This is a genomic window from uncultured Porphyromonas sp., from assembly GCF_938023125.1.
GTDB lineage: Bacteria > Bacteroidota > Bacteroidia > Bacteroidales > Porphyromonadaceae > Porphyromonas.
Genome location: NZ_CALHDW010000017.1, coordinates 279,728 through 299,148, shown reverse-complemented (window position 1 = coordinate 299,148; position 19,421 = coordinate 279,728). Strand labels below are relative to the sequence as shown.

Below are 19,421 nucleotides of genomic sequence, written 5' to 3'. Positions count from 1 at the left end.
CTGTTTATTTGGGTGGTAGATTATTTTTCTTCTTTGTTGAGAGATTCTTCTTGCTCGGGGTACATAAACCACGATGCATACATAGAATAGTTGTGGGCGATGCGTTGGTTTATCTCGGCACTTTGGGTCGGATCCACTTCTTTGATGAAGCGAGCCGGACAACCACCCCAGAGGGTATGGGGCTCAATCTTGGTGCCCTTGAGCACGACCGAACCTGCCGCTACGATAGCTCCTTCGCCCACTTCTACGTGGTCAAGCAGTACCGACCCCATGCCGATAAGAGCGTAGTTGTGTATCGTAGCTCCATGGATGGTTACGTTGTGCCCGATGGAAACGTAGTCTCCCATCTCTATAGTGGAGAGCCCATATAGGGTATGCAGTACCGATCCATCTTGGATATTGACATGGTTGCCAATGCGGATACTATTAACGTCGCCACGCAGTACCGCATTGAACCACACGCTACAATGGTGCCCCATTACAACGTCGCCAATGATGCAGGCCCCCTCGGCAAGGAAACACTCCTCGCCAATTTGGGGGGTAATCCCACGTACAGGGATGATATGCGCTGCCATCGTGGGTTAGAGCTTTTGGGCCTTCTTGCGAAGCCAAGCCGCCTCTTCCGGGGTGAGTAGAGGGCTGATCTCTTGGTATACCTTCTCTTGATAGGCATTGTACCAAGCGATCTCTTCGGCGGTGAGTAGGCTCTTCTCTACAAGACGATTGTCGAGATAGCAGAGGGTAACAGTCTCAAAGCCGAGGAAAGTCCCGAACTCGCTGCGGCAATTCTCCTTGGTGACGATTAGGTTCTCAATACGGATACCCCATTTGCCAGCGCGGTAAAGCCCCGGTTCGTTGCTTGTAAATGTACCCACGGCCATGGGGGTGGGGTTATTGTCTGTACGGATATTCTGAGGCCCTTCGTGTACGTTGAGGGCAATCCCTACGCCGTGCCCTGTGCCGTGTCCGTAGGAGAGCGCTCTATCCCAAAGGGCTTTGCGTGCCAAAATATCAAGCTGATTGCCACGGGTCCCTTCGGGGAATTGTGCCGTAGCAATGGCGATATGACCTTTGAGTACAAGCGTGTAGTCTACTTTGAGATCGGCTTGAGGTTCTGCCTCGCCAAGGGCAATGGTACGGGTAATGTCGGTCGTACCGTCTTTGTATTGAGCTCCGCTATCGAGGAGCAATACGCCTTCGTTGCGGAGGGTGTAGGCACTCTCGGGAGTAGCTCGGTAGTGTACAATGGCGCCGTGATCTTGGTATCCGCAGATGGTGTCGAAGCTATCCCCGATGTACATATCGCTCTGGGCGCGATGCTCGGCAAGGATGCGATCGATCTCCACTTCTGTTGGAGTTTCTCCTCGTTTGAGGGCAGCCTCTAGCCACATAAAGAAGCGTGTGAGGGCCACTCCGTCGCGGTGCATGGAGCGGTGGACGCCTGCCAGCTCGGCCTCGTTCTTATAGGATTTGAGCATGGTTACCACCGATACTCCCTCTATTTGTCGGCAATGGGGAGCGAGAGCGTTGTAGACAGCGTTGGAGATGCGGCTTTTGTCCACATACACCGTAACGCTAGCAGGGAGGGCAGAGAGGTAGCCAAAAATCTCTTGATAGCCCATGACGCGTACCCCTTGAGCTTGTAGTTCGCTTTGGAGGGCGGCATTTACTTTCTCTGCAAAGGTGAAGAGTACCGATTCTTTCTCCCCGATAAAGCCGAAGCCTACGCCTACGGGGTTACACTCTACGTCGCAGTTGCGGATGTTGAATGCCCAGGCAAGTTCGTCTAGGGTAGTCAAGACGGTGGCATTTGCGCCTTTCTTCTTGAGGTGCTCTAGGATGCGTTGTGTGCGAGCTTTGGTCTCTTCGCCCGAGTATTCTACGGGCTGAGGGCGGAACTCGTTCTTGGGGATGGCGGGGCGGTCAGCCCAGATGCCGTCGATAAGATCGTAGTCGCTATTGATCGTGAGTCCAAAAGCGGATAGGGCACGCTCCATTCTCTCTACTTCGGCTTGGCTTACGCAGGTGCCGTCACACCCTACTACCGCACCCTCGGGTAGCTCCGAAGTTAGGAATTCTTCGATGGTAGGTACACCGGATACACCCTCTTTGTATAGCTCAATGGTGCTGCCTTCTAGCTGATCTCCAGCCTGAAGGAAGTAGCGTGAGTCGGTCCATAAACCGGCTTTGTCTAGCGTTACTACTACGCTCCCTGCCGAGCCATTAAAGCCCGAGATCCAGGCGCGGCTTTTCCAGTGCTGAGGGGTGTATTCGCCAAGATGTCCGTCGTTGCTAACAACAAGGTAGGCTTGGATATTCTTTGCACGCATGGCACTCCGGAGTGCTTCGAGGCGTGAGGGAATGTTACTGCTCATAGCGTTTATCGTGTTTAAAGAGTTTGAGATTCAATCTAAGTCGTCTACCTCTCTGTGCTCTTGGCGCAGGAGGTCGGTTACCGTCTTGACGGGGGTAAAGGTGTCGCCGGGGACCTCCACAAAAATCGTGTTCCAGTGGTGCATGGCTCCGTTCCACAGCCCCGGCCGCTCAAGCGCTTGCAGTTGCTTGCCGTTTTGGCTCTTTGTGGTAACAAAGGCTGTGCGTTTATTCACGTAGTCTTGTAGGTGGAAGTGCTGTCCCTTGAAGTCGTAGGGGGAGCAAACAATATCGACGGGATTGAAGTAGCCGCTGGAGGCAAGGATAGAGGCGTCTCGCTCGCTACTTTTGTCGATTTGGGATGCTTCCACGATTTGTAGCGAGGTACTACCATCCGCCTCGCGCACTATATAAGGGCCTCCCCCCGGCTCGCCGTCGTTGCGTACCATGCCGCACACACGTATCGGTCGGTTGAGCTTTTGTTGGATGCGTTCTGCTAGTTCTTTGTCGCCTAAGAGGTCTATTTGGGGGAGCTGGATGCAGAGTACCTTGTGCAAGAAGTCTACCATCTCCTCTAGTTGGGAGTGGTTGCACTTGCCCCTCTCTAGCTGACGAAGATACCCGAAGATGCGTTCTTGCACGGCCAAAAGAACCCCTCCCAAGAGCTTTTTGTAGAGTATCGTATTACTCTTGAGGTGCTCCATGGTAACGTTGTCTATGTTCTTGATAAAGATGACATCGCTCTCCAAGTCTGCTAGATTGTCGATGAGGGCTCCGTGCCCCCCGGGTCGGAATAGTAAATCGCCCTCCTCGGTACGGAAGGGCATCCCCTCCTCGTCGAGGGCGAGTGTGTCGCTACTGCAGCTTTGCGTGCTGAACGAACTCTCGATGATGACGCCGTAGTCGCCCTCAATACGAGGGGTGGCACGCTCGATGTGCTGGCGGAAGAATTCGATATGCTCGGGCGAAACCGTGTAATGAAGACGCACTACACCGTTGCTGTTTTTGGTGTAGAGGGCTCCCTCGGCTAGGTGCTCGGTAGCGGCCGTACGGATGTATTTCCCGGGGTATTTGTGGAAGGGAACAAGTCCTTTGGGTAGGTGTCCGTAATTCAATCCTCGCTCTGTGAGGAGCGACTTTGCCACTAGGTCGTAACGCCCCCCCTCCAGCAGTTTGGCTACGGTACTCCACTCGTTGCGTAGACAGCTCTCGCTAAGTTCGCCAAAGAAAGCGAACTCTTCGATATGCTCGAAGAAGTAATGCTGCTCTTCACTTAGCTCTTCTTTGCTCTTTGCTCCTGCGTCAAGTAACTCGTAGAGGTGCTGAAACATGCGCGTAGCGGCACCCGAAGCCGGTACGAATTTGGTGATTCGGTGTTGGGGATCATAGCGGTAGCGATCCCAGAGATCGAGGTAGTAGGGCATCTCGTCTCGCTTGATGCGCATGATGCCGTACTCTATGCTGCCGCTTCCCTCTAGTTGCAGGTAGTTTCTACCGTCTCGCAAATAGGCAATTTGGGAAGAGGCTTCCTCTTGAGAAATTCCGTGCTCGGCGAGCTGCTCTAGGTCTTTATCCGTGAAGATTGATCCCGTTTCGTCCATTCTGTTTTACTTTGTTTTCCTCAAGTGAGGGGGGAAAGATCCCTATACTTGCCCAAAGTTACGGATTCTTTGTGGCTTACTCACCCCCTCCCTCTATAATGATTGTACGGGGAGGGCGTAGGGCAAACGAGCCGTTGGATTTTACCTGATTCTTTTCTACAAAGATAGGGGATCTTTCGCTATCGGCAGGGGGTATCAAGGGGTGATTATTGGGGATGGACGTCTTGAGAGGAGAGGGGAAGGTGGAGAGCTTTTTCCGAGTCGCTTTTCTCTGCTTGCTCTAGGTGGATTTTCTCTTTAGGGAGGAGGGCTGGAGAGTACAGGGTGAAATATTTTTTGTTCTTGCCCAAAATGTTCTCCCATTTTTGGGTGGAAAACAAAAAAGTTTTGGGCAGAAAGGGGGCAGGGTTTTGCCTGAGAAAAAGTAAGATTCTAGGCAGGGTTTTGTCGCCTCTCCGCTTGACTGGAAAGGTAGGTGCCTTTTAATGGAGGGGTTATTCGGAAACGGGACGGGGGGAGAGGGGGCGAATGGGGTGTGTTATTTCCCTTGCTCGAGATAGGGATTGTACATCATGATGGCGTGGTTTTCGGCAATAAGTTCGGTTCTTTCCTCTTTGGTCGCTTTGTGTCGTACCTTACGCCAAATCTTATTGTGGCGCGTGTAGCCGCCCCACCACTGCTGACGTATGCAAGCGTCTGTCTCAAATACCTCGTACTCCCAAGGGAGAGGAACATCGCACGAGAGGGTACCATGTAGGAATTCCTCATCGAGCCAAAGATGCAGAGAGAAGGTGTGCTCCGTATTGTTACGTACCACGAGGTCTATATAATTATAGGAGAGGGTTGCCCCGCAGGCAAAGGGGATGGTGCGTTGCACATCGGGGAAGACATCGAAGCTGTGCCGCCAGCGTTCTTGTACGGTCAGGGGGCTGTGGAGCGTGATCCAATAGAGTAGATTGCCCAGCTGACATAGGCCTCCGCCTACCCCTCGCTGTACTTTGCCATTGTGTAAAACCATGCCTTCTAGATACCCTTTGCGAGCCGATGGGCGACCCACCAAGCGCCAAATGGAAAAGGTCTCTCCAGGTCGGATGACCACGCCATCTAGTTTGGCAACAGCAAGGCGTAGGTTGGTTATTTTGTTGTATTGCAGCTCCATGTCCACATCTTTGAGCCTACGGAGCAGGGTAGACTGATGCTCAAAGAGGAGGTGCGAAGTCTCAATCCCGGAGCGGACGCGTGCGTAATGCTCGGAGCCGAAGAGCCAGCGAAGTTTTCTTTTGAGGATATAAAACTCTCGGCCTAGGTAGTGCCGCAACTTCCCTCGTTTGATGGGGCTTTCGACTTCTTGGGGTATCATGGGAATTGGTACTAAAAAGGGGGGATACTCTGCCGAGCGAACTCGTCTAGTATTCCCCCCTGCTATTCTTTGGTTTAGCGTGTGGTAATCATTGTTTAGAGCTTGATACCCAATTTTTGGGCAATTGCCTTAGGAAGCGCATTCTTGTGTACTACGATATTCATCGTGCGGCCGGCAGCGTAGTTTTCGCTAACGTACCAAATGCCCTTGTAGGCTCCGGCTTCTCCCCATGAGTTCTTGATCATGAAGAAGGGGCGACCAGCTTGGTTCTTAGCCATACCGTAGATAACCATTCCGTGGTCATCGGTTAGGGTATAGTTGTCGAAGCACTTTTGGCGATATTCTTGAGTAGGATTGATCTCGGGGCAGTTGGGCGTATTGATCTGATTGAGGATCTCTGCACGGCGAGCAGCGGTGCTTAGACCGATCCATCGAGCTTGATCCGAACCGGCAGTTTCGATAGCTTCTACGTCGGCAAGTACACCGATACCATCACGGTTGAAGCCAACTTCGCTCACGTCGGCACCCCAAGCGATGGGATAACCCGTCTGGATAGCGTTACGCATTACCTGCATAAGTTCGTCGATGGGGAGGTTGTAGCTTTCGCTCCAGCGCCAGTTGTCTTCGATTTCGAGACCGAACTTTGTGTAGAAGGGGTGGTGCGTATAGCTTGTAAGAGATACGTAGTCATCTGCATTGATGCCGAGGCTCTTAGCAAAGGTCATGGGCGTGTAGCTCTTGCCTTTGTAGGTGAAGTTCTGAGGAAGTTCTCCCAAGTAACCATCGATCATGGCACCGAAAGCCTTACGCCAGATGGGAGAGAGCTTTTCGTTTGAGTTCTTAACGATAGCATCGAGGTAGCCCTTAGCCGCATCTGCCATTTCGTTGTGAGCATTGCGCTTTGTGCCGTAGTTAAGCCCGGTCATTACCTCTTCGGGTACAGCACCATAGTGCTTGAATACGTAGAGTACATCGTAGAATGAACCACCTTGGCCGAAGTTGAGTTTGCCGTGGAGACGTACGTACTTGTCGGCTTTGTCACGGTAGCTGTGGCTTACCACGAACATGTCGGAGAGGTCGTATTCGGGCTTGCCCATACGGAGGAGTTCGGCTTCGAGGAAGCCAATCGTAGAGTAAGACCAGCACGTTCCTGAGTTCCCCTGATCCTTAATAGAGGTGATGGGGAGTTCTTTTACGACCGTGAATTGGTTGGTTTCTACCTTAGCGTCTTGTGCGTTGAGGCATCCCAACGACAAAAGTCCGGCTAAGAGTGCAATCGAAATCTTTCGCATGATTCTTTTTGTTTTGTACTTATATAATTTCTATTCTGAATATCTTTTTCGCTAGAGAGGGCGCAACTTGAGCGTTTGGATAAACTGATGAAGAGGTGTTTGGGGCTCGGCAGCCAGGGAGCGGAAGATCTCTAGTGGCGTAATGCTTCGTTGGCTGCGCTCCTCTTCTATGGTCTCGATCTGCCGCACTTGTAGCGTGATGTCGCTATTGTGTAGCGCCCCTCGGAGGTAGCCCAAGAGGGAACCCTTGATGCGTTCTACGGCGTTCACTTGCAGCATATTAAACATGATGGCCTCTATCTCTGTGCCGTTGTGGAGCTTGGGTAGTACCTCATTGAAGGCGTTCTTGAGAAAGAGGTTCTTTTGCAAATGTTCCTCTGCATAGGCGTTCCAGGCAATCTGCATTTCGGTCTCTGTAAAGGTCTGTTTCTCTTGAGTGGGAGCCTTTGGGGCAGCTGCAGAAGTCGTAGTGGGAGAAGGAGCTGCCGCGGGACGAGGCGCCGGAGCTACAGGGCGAGGCGCTGCCATGGTAGTGGGTCTTGTCGGCTTGGGCAGGTCAATGGGTTGTGGCGCCTCAGCGGGAGCCTCGGTAGAGCGAGGGGCGGGCGGCGTATTGGGGCGTGCGGGAGCCGGAGCCGTAATGGGTTGCGGTCTGGGAGCGGCAATAGGGCTTGGTGCAGAGGGTGGAGCCGCTACCGGTGTTGGACGTTGATTGGGAGTGTGGCTTGTTGCACCTCCTTCTTGAGCCAGCGAGGTGAGGGAGAGGAGGGTCATTTCTACCAAAAGTCGCTTAGCATTGCTATTGCGATACTCTTTGAGACACTCCATCAGTTTTGCGATCGCTTGGTACAAAAATCCGCGTCCGGAAGCTTGAGCCAATTGATTATATGAGGCCTCTGTCTCTTTGGTTAGGTGCAAAAGAGGCAGCGTCTGTGGGTCGAATGCTAAGAGAAGGTTGCGCAAGAAGTCGGTCAACCCCAAGACAATCGTCCTAGGGTCGAAGCCTCGCATGATGAGTTCGTCTAGGAGAAGGAGGGTCGAGGCATAGTCGTTGTGTACGAGATGCTCCACGAAGCGGAAGTAGTAATCGTCGTCTAGGATGTTGAGGCTCTCTAGGGTGCGACTATAAGAGACTTCGCCATCGGTATAGCTCGCAATTCGGTCGAATACGGAGAGGGCGTCGCGCATCCCCCCATCGGCTTTACGGGCAATTAGCTCTAGAGCCTTTTCCTCTACTTGGATCTCTTCTAGCTGGGCAATATGCCGCAACTGCCCTATGATAACATCGCTAGGGATGGGTTTGAAGTCGAATACTTGGCAGCGAGAGAGGATGGTGGGAAGTATCTTTTGCTTCTCGGTGGTAGCCATGATGAAGACAACATACTCGGGCGGCTCCTCCAGCGTTTTGAGGAAGGCGTTAAACGCTGCCGTCGAGAGCATGTGCACCTCGTCAATGATATAGATTTTGTAACGCCCTACCTGGGGAGGAATGTTTACCTCCTCGATGAGCTGTCGTATGTCGTTGGCCGAGTTGTTGGAGGCTGCGTCCATCTCAAAAACGTTGAACGAACGCTGCTCTGCAAAGGCTCGGCAACTATCACACTCGCCGCACGCCTCGCCGCTGGCAAGGGGTGAGGCGCAATTGATGGCTCTAGCAAAAATACGGGCTGCGGAGGTCTTCCCGACCCCTCTTGGTCCACAAAAAAGATAGGCGTGCGCCGTCTTTTGCTGTAAAATAGCCCTTCGGAGAGTTTCGCTTACAGCCTCTTGACCGAGCAAGCTCTCGAAGGAGTCCGGACGAAATTTCCGGGCTGATACTACAAACTTTTCACTCATAATGATTGCAACGCACTGGGTAGACTCCTAAAGTCTATCTTGCTACAAATGTACGTATTGTTGCGAGAATACCCAACTAATATTACCCCAAGGCGGAGAGGATGGAGGGTAGAAAAGGAATTGCCACGTGCCCTTTCCCGGGGGCTTGTGGGGGTATACCTATATATATGGAGTGGCCATTCTCTCCCACCCTGCGTCCCTAAGAGCCTCGAGAGGGCTCGGCCTGCGCTCCCCTCTTTCCTCTCAAGCATTTGCTCCGGAAAAGCCCCCTCGGCCTAAAGGTGGCGGGAGGAGCCTCCTTCCGATTTAAGAGTAAATGTAAAAAATAGTACGTCTGTATTATATCCACTGTTGCGTGTTGATTATTCATTTATTGTTTGATTTTCTATCATTTTGTTGCCGTTTTGATGTATATTTTGCCTAATTGTGCTGATGGAAAATAATTCGCCTATATTTGCGTCGTGGGTGATTTCAGGAGTGAAAATCTCCCGATATAGTAGGAAGTAATAACCCTTAATTGATAAAGACATATGATTGATTTTAGCAAGTATCCCGCAGAGCCGTTTCGCATCAAGAGCGTAGAACCGGTTGCCATGATCGACCGTGAAGAGAGATTGAGAGTAGTAAAGGAAGCCGGTTACAACACCTTCCTAATCAACTCTAAAGACGTGTATATCGACCTTCTTACCGATAGTGGTACGAACGCAATGAGCGATCGCCAGTGGGGTGGTATCATGGTGGGCGATGAGGCGTATGCCGGTAGTCGTAACTTCCATCGCCTACAAGACACGGTGCGTCGCCTCTTCGGGTTCAAATATATTGTGCCTACCCATCAAGGGCGTGGGGCAGAAAATATTTTGAGTCAGATTGCCATCAAGCCGGGGCAGTACGTACCCGGTAATATGTACTTTACCACCACTCGCTATCACCAAGAGCGCAATGGCGGTGTGTTTGTGGATATAATCCGCGACGAAGCCCACGATGCCACGCTCGACATCCCCTTCAAAGGGAATATCGACCTCAATAAGTTGCAGCGCCTTATTGACGAGAAGGGGGCAGAAAACATTGCCTACGTTTGCCTTGCCGTTACGGTGAATCTCGCCGGCGGTCAGCCCGTCTCCATGGCCAACATGAGGGCAGTGCGTGAGCTGACCAATAAGTATGGTATTAAAGTATTCTACGATGCTACTCGCTGTGTAGAGAACGCCTACTTCATCAAAGAACAGGAAGAGGGGTTTGCCGATAAGACCATTACCGAAATCGTTCTCGAGATGTTTAGCTATGCCGATGGCTGCACGATGAGCGGTAAAAAAGACTGTTTGGTAAACATTGGTGGCTTCCTTTGTATGAATGATGAGCACCTATTCCAAGATGCCAAAGAGATGGTGGTTGTCTATGAAGGTATGCCTTCGTATGGAGGTATGGCAGGTCGCGATATGGAAGCGATGGCCATTGGTTTGGAAGAGTCGATGCAGTACGAGTATATCCGTCATAGAGTGTTGCAAGTACGCTATTTGGGCGATTTGCTCAAAGATGCCGGAGTGCCCATCATTGAGCCGGTAGGGGGGCATGCTGTCTTCCTTGATGCTCGCCGCTTCTGTCCGCATCTCACACAAGAGCAATTCCCAGCCCAGAGTTTGGCCGCAAACCTCTATGTGGAGAGTGGCGTGCGCAGTATGGAGCGTGGTATTGTATCGGCAGGTCGTGATAATAAAACGGGTGAGAATCATACTCCCAAACTAGAGACGGTACGTCTTACCATCCCTCGCCGTGTCTACACCTATAAGCATATGGACGTTGTGGCAGACGGGGTGATTCGCCTCTTTAAGCACAAAGAAACCATTCGAGGATTACGCTTTGTGTATGAGCCTAAGCAGCTCCGCTTCTTTACGGCTCGCTTCGAAGAGATCTAATTCATTGCGTTAGTTTACTTCTTCAGGATTCGATACTAGCCCTCGCCCTTTGTTGTGGAGTAAAATCCCAATAAGGGCGGGGGTATGTCGTTTATTATCTGGGAAAGCCGTAACTTCGCTGAGGAGAAAGGTGGTTCGTTATGTCCTAAGATCTCCCTAGAGGGAGGGCTACGGGCTTCTCTTTCTCGCTGTACCACTAGAGCGTGTTAGAAGTAATGGCAAAAGCATCTGTAGGAGATCGAGTGCGTTTTTTGAATGCCCAAGGAGGTGGCATTGTGCGCCGTATTGAAGGAAAAGTAGCTTGGGTGGAGGGTGACGATGGCTTTGAATTGCCCACCCCGTTGCATGAGTGTGTCGTGGTTAATGAGCGAGACACCTTTGTCCCCGCCTATCGTACTCCCCGAGAGATTCAGGAGGAAAAAGAGGCAAAGCGAGAGCGTCGTGCCGGGTCTTCGCAGGCATCCCAAAAGGTCGTGCCTACCCCTTCTCATACCATATCCCAACATAAAAAAGAGGAACTTCCACCTCCCCAGACCTTCCTCCCGGAGCGACCCGAGGGCGAACAGCTCTCTATTTATATTGCTTGGCTGCCGGAGGATTTTGTTACATTTGGTAATTCTCCGCTTGAGTGCTACCTGATCAATGATAGCAATTACCACGGATATTACACGTTGTCTGCCCAGCAGAGCAATGGCTATTACCGCCTTGTCTCTACAGGGATAATAGAGCGCGATACTAAACTGTTGGTCGATACCATTCCCCTTGCAGAGCTCAATGATCGGGAGTGTTTACACCTTTCTTTCCTTCCCTATAAGCCCCACAAAGCCTATAAGCATAAGGAGCCGGTCTCAATCGATTTCAAGCCCGATGGAGTCAAGTTCTTTAAGCGTCACTGCTACGTAGATAACCCGTTTTTTGATGAAGATGCCCTTGTGCTCCCTCTTGTGGAGCAGGACAAATCGCGTCACGCCACGGTAGCTCCTGCCGATCTCGAAGCCTTGGCGGAGTCGATCAGGCTGCCTAGAGCGCAAAAAGAGGTGGCTCGCCCCCAGCGCGAGGAGAAGCGAAAAGCGCATAAAGAGCCGCTGGTAGTGGATTTGCACGCAGCGGAATTGCTCCCCACGTTGCAGGGTATGTCTCACCACGACATCTTGCAGCATCAGTTGTCGGTTTTTAGGGAAACAATGGATAAGCACCTTAGGAATAAGGGAATGGAAATCATCTTTATTCATGGTAAGGGTGAGGGTATCCTGCGCAAAGCAGTTCTTGATGATTTGCGTAAGCGTTACCCAAAGGCTTCGGCTCAAGATGCCTCGTTCCAAGAGTATGGCTTTGGCGCCACTAAGGTGACAATTCACTAGCATTTAATTATAGTGTAGGGTATGGCTCTAGAGATCGAACGCAAGTTTCTCGTTAAGGATAGGGCTTTTTTGGAGGCCGCAGAGAGGCATGTCTCTATATGCCAGTACTATCTACATCAAGATGAATCGGGGAGTGTGCGCCGTGTTCGCTTCCTAGATGATAAAGTATATCTCACGATCAAAGGACTTTCTTCTCCCGATGGATTGGTGCGAGAAGAGGTGGAACGTGAGATTTCTCTGGAGGAGGGGCACGCTCTCCTTGTAGAGGGGTATGAAGGTAGGGTGTGCAAAACCCGCTACTATATCCCCTATGCCTCTTTTATGTGGGAGGTAGATCTCTTTCACGAGGAGCTCGAAGGGCTTGTTATGGCCGAGGTGGAGCTCCCGAGTAGAGAGGCTCAGCCCTTGCTCCCCTCTTGGGTGGGAGAAGAGGTGACCGGAGATGTTCGTTATTACAATAGTGCGCTGGCGCGAGTGGGGCAGTACCCTTTCCCTGCGGCCGACCAGAGCAAACAACCGTCCAATACTTAAGTAGCATAAACTTATGAACAAACGATTTTTTCTTTCCCTTTTGTTGGCTGTTGCCTGCACTACACTCGCCCACGCCGATGGGGGAATGTGGCTGATGCAGCAAATCAACGGGCAGGTAGCGCGGATGAAATCCCTCGGGATGCAACTCGAAGCTGCCGATATTTATAATCCCAACGGCACCTCGCTCTCCGATGCGGTAGTGTTGTTTGATGGTGGATGTACGGGTGTGTTGGTTTCGGATCAAGGCTTGCTCCTTACCAATCACCACTGCGGCTACGATCAGATACAGCAGCATAGTAGTGTACAGCACAATTACCTCAAGGATGGTTTCTGGAGCTATTCTTTTGCTGAAGAGCTTGTAAACCCCGGACTCGAAGTGGAGATCGTAGACGAGATAACAGATGTAACCGCAGCGGTAAAGAAGGCTCTCGAACGTATCAAGAACCCCACAGGGCTGGAGTTCCTCTCTCCAAGATACCTCTCCTCTCTTGCCCCCGAGATTGTGGGTAAGAAGGCTGCTTCGCGCCCTGGGTATCGCTACGAAATCAAGGCTTTCTATGGCGGCAATCGCTACTATATGTTTACCAAAAAGGTATTCCGCGATGTCCGTTTGGTAGGAGCTCCTCCCAGCTCTATTGGTAAGTTCGGTAGCGACACAGACAACTGGGCTTGGCCTCGCCATTCGGGGGACTTCTCTATCTTCCGTATTTATGCTGATAAGGATGGCAATCCTGTGGACTACTCAAAAGATAACGTCCCCTACCGCCCGAAGCGTTGGGTGAAGGTGAATGCTCAAGGCGTAAATGAGGGGGATTTTGCCCTCATCATGGGCTATCCCGGTACTACTTATAAGTTCTTTACGGCTGACGAAGTGACCGAGTGGAGCGAGATTGATAATAATATTCGCATAGAAATGCGAGGCATCCTCCAAGATGTGATGCTACGTGAGATGCTTGCCGATCCCAAGATTAATATCATGTATGCGGCTAAATATGCCTCTAGTCAGAATGGCTACAAGAGGGCACAAGGGGCTAACTGGGCTATCCGTCGCCGCTCTCTTCGTGAGATCAAGTTGGCTCAGCAACAAGAGGTGCTGGCTTGGGCAAAGCAAAAGGGTATTGCCACAACCGAAGAGGCCGTTCGGGCTATCAGCAAAGCGATAGCAGGGCGTCAGGATCTTCGGATGCGTCAGCGTTATCTCCTAGAGGGGGTTATAATGGGTATTGAGATGAGTAATGCGCCTATCGCCGATGTTGATATCGCACAGCATTGGAACGACCCTGCAAGGCGAGAAGCCAGCTTGCAATCGATTCGCAAGCAGTTCGAAGCCTTCTTTAATAAGGACTATAGCCCCGAAGTGGATAAGGCTTTGGCCATTGCTCTTCTAACTCGCTATGCCGAGCGCATTCCTGCTGAGAAGCAACCCCTTGCTGTCCGAGAAGGTATTGCTGAGTGCAGATCTGCCAAAGCCTATGTAGAGATGATTTTTGATAAATCTATCTATGCCTCTCGTGAGCGTTTCGAAGAGTTTATGAAGAACCCCGATCGAGATCGTCTCTTGCGCGATCCGATGAGTTGTTTTGCTGCATCTGTATCTTATGAGTATAAGAAACTGGCTAACGAAGTGGCTGCCTTTGATGCTCCGCTCGCTGCTGCGCAACGCGCCTATGTGGCCTCCGTGCTTGATATGAAGGGGCAACCCAATTTGGCTCCTGATGCCAACCTAACCCTCCGCTTTACTTATGGTGTAGTCAAGGGTTATCAACCACGTGATGTGGTGACCTATGGCGCCAAGAGTACACTAGAGGGGGTAATGGAAAAGGAGGATCCCAATAACTGGGAATACGTGGTAGATCCTAAGCTAAAGGCTCTCTACGAAGCTAAGGATTATGGCCGTTATGCCAATGCCGATGGCTCGATGCCGGTGAACTTCTGTGCCACAACTCACACAACGGGCGGTAACTCAGGTAGCCCCGTGATGAATGCTCGTGGAGAACTTATCGGGCTCAACTTCGACCGCAACTGGGAGGGCGTAGGTGGTGATATAGAATATCTCCCCAACTACCAAAGGAGTATCATCTTGGACATCCGTTACCTGCTCTTTGTTATAGATAAGTTTGCAGGTTGCCAGCGTCTGATTGATGAGATCCAACCGCAGTTCTAACCCAATATTGTTTTAAGTCAAAATAGAAGAGATGGTATTCCCTTTGCTGTAGAGCGTGGGCTGCCATCTCTTTTTCGTAAGTTATGGAGAATGAATTTCTGAAATTAGAGGAAGACATTGTGCGTATGCTTCGCACAGTCTACGACCCCGAGATACCCGTAAATGTTTACGACTTGGGGCTTATATATAATGTGGATATAAAGGAGGATGGGCTAGTAACCATAACGATGACCCTCACGGCTCCCAATTGCCCTGCGGCCGATTTCATTTTGGAAGATGTGCGCCTAAAGGCTGAGAGCGTGAAGGGAGTCTCTCGCTGCGACATCGAATTGACTTTCGAGCCGGAGTGGAATCGGGATATGATGAGCGAAGAGGCAAAATTGGAACTCGGCTTCCTCTAGGATAATTCTTACCTAAAAGTTGTCTCCTTTTCTGCCCAAAAATTTTTCCCTTTCTGCCTGATTTTTCTTGGAGTCTTGCCCTAGATTTTTTTACTTTCCACCCTGTATCGCTAGAAATTCTAGCCTTCTCGTAAAAATAGAATCGATACTCTGTGATTTACTTTACAAGCGATGCGCACTTAGGTTCGCACTATCACCCTGATGCTTCGGCTGTGGAGCGTAGGTTAGTGGCTTGGTTGGATGCAATAGCATCTGATGCCGAGGCCATCTACTTTTTGGGAGATATGTTCGATTATTGGTTTGAGTACCGTTATGTGGTACCCAAGGGCTATGTGCGTTTCCTGGGTAAGGTGGCCGAGTTGGCAGACAAAGGGGTAGAGATTTATTTCTTCCAAGGAAATCATGATGTGTGGATGCGCGATTACTTCGAAAAGGAGTTGGGCGCACACGTTGTAGATCATGCCATGGAGGTGCAGTTGGGCGGAGCTACTTTTCGTCTTTCACATGGGGATGAGGAGTATCGAAGGGAGCGTTGGATTAATGATACGATGTACAGGCTTTTCCGTGCAAAGTGGGCACAACGGCTTTACGCTGCCGTGCATCCGCGTTGGACGGTAGGGCTGGCTCTCGGGCTTAGCGAGCGGAGTAGGCGAAAGGGGCTGCAGAAGCAGTCTGCCACTTATGGGGGCGATAATCCCTATTTTCACCTTGAGGATGAATGGTTGGTGCGTTGGGTTAAGGCACGTCGTGAGCAGTTCGCCCACGTGCAATACTTCCTCTTTGGGCATCGTCACCTGCTGGTGGATCTAATGCTGGGAGAGGGGCAGCGGCTCCTTATCTTGGGGGATTGGCTTCGCTATAATAGCTATGCGGTATGGGATGGTCGGGAGCTTTCTCTCGAAACATTTGAGCCATCCGACCTCCCATTGAATAGCTGATTCTTTAGGGGACTCCCGGCTGCTGTTTTGGTCGGAATCGGTTGCTATATAGTGATAAATTACTATATTTGTCCCCGGTATATAGCGCAGGGTGTAGTGTGTTTCTCGTGGAGAATGCAAGTGAATTATGCCAATGTGCCGATAATGAAATGGTTAGCACTGAGTGTCGCCTTCTGCGAGGAGAGCCTCTCATCTCCCGCCCCGGGTGATCGTTGGTGCCCCTGAAAAGGGATCCATACTATGTGAGGATTACACCTTAGCCGCAAAAAAAGTGAGATAAAACAGCTGCTAGGAGAGGAAAGTAAAGGGAAAAGAAGAAATAGAATGCGCTAGAGAGCGGCAAGAATGATCAGACAATCGCCCCACTTTGTGTAGCGGTTGCCTTTTTTCGCTCCGAAGATACTCGCATTCACTCTGTGGCCTAGGGTGTAGACCCATCCACATCTGCTCTTCCCCTTTTTTTGATTTTAGAGAAATATAAAAGAAACAGATAATCAAATTAGTAACAAGGAAAAAGAAATGTCTATGAAAAGATTGGCACTATTCTTCCTTACCCTGATGATGGGGTTGGGTTGGGCTGTAGCCCAGAATAGAACAGTGACAGGTACCGTTACTTCGGCAGAAGACAACGAGCCTATCCCTGGCGCAAACATTGTAGTCGTAGGGCATACCAACATCGGTACTACGACCAACCTAGAAGGGAAGTTCCAGATTTCCGTTCCCAGCAATGCAAAGCAACTTCAGATCTCATTCGTGGGGATGAAGACGCAAGTTTTGGATGTAAAGAACGTGATGAATGTGGTACTCGCTTCGGACACAGAAGTGATGGAAACCGTTGTGGTTGTAGGTTATGGTTCCGGCCAGAAGCTTAGCACCGTATCGGGTTCTGTAGCTCGTGTATCTAGCGAAAAACTAGAGAACAAACCCGTTGCTAACGTAATGGACGGTCTCCAAGGTCAGGTTGCAGGTATGCAAGTACAGACCACCAGTGGGGATCCTAACGCTGCTGCTTCGGTGCAAATCCACGGTAATGCTTCTCTTGGAGCAGGGGGTTCACCTCTTTATATTATAGATGGTGTACAAACATCTGCTAGCGTGGTTATGGCCATGAACCCCAGCGACTTTGAGTCTATTACCGTACTTAAGGACGCTTCTTCTACCTCAATCTATGGTGCTCGTGCTGCCAATGGGGTTATCGTAATTACTACCAAGCGTGGTAAGCTCAACGAAGATGGTCGCATCTCTCTCAACGCTATGTATGGTATCTCTACCCTCATTAGCGATCGTCCTATGCGTCAGATGATGACCGGTCAAGAACTTATCGACTACGAACTCCGTCACTATGAGACTAAGGCGGATCGTAAGAAGTTCTTGGATGGTTTCCAAGGTACAGCATTCGACGGTACTATAGAACAAGATGCAAACGGTGACTACGTTGCAACTGTAGCTCGTGACTACGACTGGCTCTCTTTCTTCCTCGGAAAGAAGGCTCCTACGTTCCAAGCCGACATGTCTATCTCTGGTGGTACTGACAACGTTTCGTACTACATCTCCGGGGGGTACTTCTCTCAAGAAGGTATCTCTAACTCAATCTCTAGATATAACAAGATTAACCTCCGTAGCAACATCGATGCTCGTGTAAAATCTTGGCTCCGCGTTGGGGTTAATATTTCTGGAGGTCTTATCCAACAAGTATCTGCAGATGCTTTCAATAGTGCTTATGTTGATGGTGGTACGTTTGGTGCACTCACCATTCCTCGCTACTATAGCCCTTACACTCGTGATGCTGATGGTAACCTCACTACAACAAAAGCAGACTACCTTACTTTCCACCGTCTCTATCCTGCGATCACAGACGCTATCCTCTACAACCCCGAATACAAGGCTAAGTTTGTAAAGGAAGGTTCTAATAGCTACCGTTTTGGTACTTCTGCATACGCACAGCTTCGCCCCGTTGATGGTCTTATCCTCAAGAGCCAAGCCGGTATAGATATGGTCTTCAGCCGTGACGAATTGCTCATGTATCCTAAGCACCCCGAAGCGAGTGGTTATGGTATCAATAGACAGTCTTATGATGGTTCTTATGCTATTACCTGGACCAACACGGGTGAGTACAAGTGGAAGATGGATGATAACAACAACTTCACATTCCTCCTCGGTCAAGAATTTGTAGATAGCAAGAGCGAAGGTTTCTCTGCACGTGCTAGAGGTCTAACGAATGAGAAGTTTATGATGTTGAGCCACGGTATGAAGGGTAACTACCTAAGTCTCCCCAGCCAGTACCGCACAGCTTACGCTTACTTCTCTCTCTTCGGTCGTGTAAACTACCTCTTCAAGGATTATTTGGCGTTCGACGTTACACTCCGTAACGACCGCTCCTCTCGCTTCGGTTCTAAGCACCAAGCTGCTACCTTCTTCTCTGTTGGTGGTATGTATGACTTCCTCCGTTCAGGTCTAGTTTCTGATAAGGGTATTGTAAGCTCTCTCCGCCTCAAGGCCAACTATGGTACACAAGGTAACTCTTCAATCCCCCTCTATGCATCATATGCTCGCACTGGTACAATCAACTATACAGACGAACTCGCATTCGGTGTCACCTCTATTGGTAACGACAACCTCGCTTGGGAACGTCAGGGTATGTTGAGCGTGGGTGTTGACTATGGTATGTGGAATGACGCTCTTACTGTAGACCTCTCTTTCTATAACAGAAAGACTACCGACATGTTGATGAATGTACCTCTTCCTTACTCTACAGGTTATTCATCTCGTTGGGAAAACGTGGGCGCAATGACCAACCGTGGGGTTGACCTTACACTTAACTACAACTTCCTCCAAACTAAGGATTGGGACGCTTTCGTTTCTGCAACCCTCAACTACAACCAAGAACGTATCGATAAGCTCTTTAGCGAAAAGACCAACAAAGACGGTTACCACGTAGGTGAAATTCACTACGCAGTAGGCAAGCCTATGGTATTCTACCAAGCTTCATTTGCTGGTTTTGACTCTGCTACCGGTAAGCAATTGTGGTACAAACTTGATGGCAACGGCAACGTAACCAAAGAAACTACAGATGAGTATAGCGATGCCTTGAAGCACCGTATCGAAAAGGCTGTGCTTAGCGCTCCCTTCTCTGGTGGTCTTCAGATGGGTGTAACTTGGAAGAAGCAACTCTCTCTTACTATGGACTGGACCTTCCTCACCGGTGTTTATTCTATGAACAACGACCGTTACTTCCTCGAAAACAACGTGAGTGGTGGTTTCACGATGCTTAACCGTTCTAAGAAGCTTCTTAACGAGTGGACTAGCGATCTAACACCCGAAGAAAAGGCTAAGGTTACAGCTTCTAAGTTCGACGAACAAATGGTAATCGATGATCGTTTGTTGGAAAACGCTTCTTTCCTCCGACTCAAAAACATCCAATTGGCTTATACATTCCCCAAGAGCGTATTTGGCTCTCAAAAGATTATCACCGGAGCTAAGGTTTATGTTTCGGCTCGTAACCTCTTGACCATTACGTCTAAGGAATACAACGGTTTCGACCCTGAAACAAGTGCCGGTGGCCTTACGCTGAATAGATTCCCTAATACGCGCCAATTCGTTGGTGGTATCCAACTAATGTTCTAATAAAAGACCTATAATTCGTAATTAGAC

At 50.2% G+C, this 19,421-nt stretch carries 13 protein-coding genes; 7 read left to right on the top strand and 6 right to left on the bottom strand.

All coding sequences use genetic code 11. From position 1 onward, the window contains the following. Positions 1-20: 20 nt before the first annotated feature. The 6 genes from Q0090_RS05995 to dnaX form a co-directional block, all read right to left on the bottom strand. A complete protein-coding gene (locus tag Q0090_RS05995; RefSeq protein ID WP_297948687.1) occupies positions 21-575 on the bottom strand; it encodes a gamma carbonic anhydrase family protein in 555 nt (184 codons plus the stop codon). 6 nt (positions 576-581) lie between these two features. Beyond that, entirely contained in the window at positions 582-2,375 is a 1,794-nt protein-coding gene (locus Q0090_RS05990) for an aminopeptidase P family protein (RefSeq protein ID WP_297948685.1), read from the bottom strand. 30 nt (positions 2,376-2,405) lie between these two features. Next, entirely contained in the window at positions 2,406-3,974 is a 1,569-nt protein-coding gene (locus tag Q0090_RS05985) for a DUF4301 family protein (RefSeq protein WP_297948683.1), read from the bottom strand. A gap of 538 nt (positions 3,975-4,512) precedes the next feature. Further along, a complete protein-coding gene (locus Q0090_RS05980; RefSeq protein WP_297948681.1) occupies positions 4,513-5,334 on the bottom strand; it encodes a VanW family protein in 822 nt (273 codons plus the stop codon). A 95-nt stretch (positions 5,335-5,429) separates the two neighbouring features. Continuing rightward, entirely contained in the window at positions 5,430-6,626 is a 1,197-nt protein-coding gene (locus tag Q0090_RS05975) for a C1 family peptidase (RefSeq protein ID WP_297948679.1), read from the bottom strand. Positions 6,627-6,677: 51 nt separating this feature from the next. Beyond that, positions 6,678-8,462, bottom strand: a complete 1,785-nt coding sequence (gene dnaX / locus Q0090_RS05970; protein WP_297948677.1) for a DNA polymerase III subunit gamma/tau — start codon at positions 8,460-8,462, stop codon at positions 6,678-6,680. Between the two features lie 530 nt (positions 8,463-8,992). Between dnaX and Q0090_RS05965 the strand changes: the two genes are divergently transcribed. From Q0090_RS05965 to Q0090_RS05935, 7 genes are all read left to right on the top strand, one after another. After that, a complete protein-coding gene (locus Q0090_RS05965) occupies positions 8,993-10,375 on the top strand; it encodes a tyrosine phenol-lyase (protein ID WP_297948675.1) in 1,383 nt (460 codons plus the stop codon). A 215-nt stretch (positions 10,376-10,590) separates the two neighbouring features. Continuing rightward, a complete protein-coding gene (locus tag Q0090_RS05960) occupies positions 10,591-11,736 on the top strand; it encodes a DUF2027 domain-containing protein (RefSeq protein ID WP_297948673.1) in 1,146 nt (381 codons plus the stop codon). 21 nt (positions 11,737-11,757) lie between these two features. Next, a complete protein-coding gene (locus Q0090_RS05955) occupies positions 11,758-12,267 on the top strand; it encodes a CYTH domain-containing protein (RefSeq protein ID WP_297948671.1) in 510 nt (169 codons plus the stop codon). A 13-nt stretch (positions 12,268-12,280) separates the two neighbouring features. Next, positions 12,281-14,431 carry a S46 family peptidase gene (locus Q0090_RS05950; protein ID WP_297948669.1) on the top strand — a complete coding sequence of 717 codons (2,151 nt, stop codon included), beginning with the start codon at positions 12,281-12,283 and terminating at the stop codon, positions 14,429-14,431. Positions 14,432-14,514: 83 nt separating this feature from the next. After that, a complete protein-coding gene (locus Q0090_RS05945; protein WP_297948664.1) occupies positions 14,515-14,832 on the top strand; it encodes an iron-sulfur cluster assembly protein in 318 nt (105 codons plus the stop codon). Between the two features lie 152 nt (positions 14,833-14,984). Further along, a complete protein-coding gene (locus tag Q0090_RS05940) occupies positions 14,985-15,770 on the top strand; it encodes a UDP-2,3-diacylglucosamine diphosphatase (protein WP_297948662.1) in 786 nt (261 codons plus the stop codon). A 525-nt stretch (positions 15,771-16,295) separates the two neighbouring features. After that, positions 16,296-19,394, top strand: a complete 3,099-nt coding sequence (locus Q0090_RS05935; protein ID WP_297948660.1) for a SusC/RagA family TonB-linked outer membrane protein — start codon at positions 16,296-16,298, stop codon at positions 19,392-19,394. The last annotated feature ends 27 nt before the right edge of the window (positions 19,395-19,421 follow it).

What these genes read in the sequence shown, in the direction of transcription:
- Q0090_RS05935 (WP_297948660.1), top strand. Translation starts at nt 16,296, where the DNA reads ATGAAAAGATTGGCACTATTCTTCCTTACCCTGATGATGGGGTTGGGT.
- Q0090_RS05975 (WP_297948679.1), bottom strand. Translation starts at nt 6,626, where the DNA reads ATGCGAAAGATTTCGATTGCACTCTTAGCCGGACTTTTGTCGTTGGGA.
- Q0090_RS05980 (WP_297948681.1), bottom strand. Translation starts at nt 5,334, where the DNA reads ATGATACCCCAAGAAGTCGAAAGCCCCATCAAACGAGGGAAGTTGCGG.
- Q0090_RS05965 (WP_297948675.1), top strand. Translation starts at nt 8,993, where the DNA reads ATGATTGATTTTAGCAAGTATCCCGCAGAGCCGTTTCGCATCAAGAGC.
- Q0090_RS05945 (WP_297948664.1), top strand. Translation starts at nt 14,515, where the DNA reads ATGGAGAATGAATTTCTGAAATTAGAGGAAGACATTGTGCGTATGCTT.
- Q0090_RS05995 (WP_297948687.1), bottom strand. Translation starts at nt 575, where the DNA reads ATGGCAGCGCATATCATCCCTGTACGTGGGATTACCCCCCAAATTGGC.
- Q0090_RS05990 (WP_297948685.1), bottom strand. Translation starts at nt 2,375, where the DNA reads ATGAGCAGTAACATTCCCTCACGCCTCGAAGCACTCCGGAGTGCCATG.
- Q0090_RS05950 (WP_297948669.1), top strand. Translation starts at nt 12,281, where the DNA reads ATGAACAAACGATTTTTTCTTTCCCTTTTGTTGGCTGTTGCCTGCACT.
- Q0090_RS05960 (WP_297948673.1), top strand. Translation starts at nt 10,591, where the DNA reads ATGGCAAAAGCATCTGTAGGAGATCGAGTGCGTTTTTTGAATGCCCAA.
- Q0090_RS05985 (WP_297948683.1), bottom strand. Translation starts at nt 3,974, where the DNA reads ATGGACGAAACGGGATCAATCTTCACGGATAAAGACCTAGAGCAGCTC.
- dnaX (WP_297948677.1), bottom strand. Translation starts at nt 8,462, where the DNA reads ATGAGTGAAAAGTTTGTAGTATCAGCCCGGAAATTTCGTCCGGACTCC.
- Q0090_RS05955 (WP_297948671.1), top strand. Translation starts at nt 11,758, where the DNA reads ATGGCTCTAGAGATCGAACGCAAGTTTCTCGTTAAGGATAGGGCTTTT.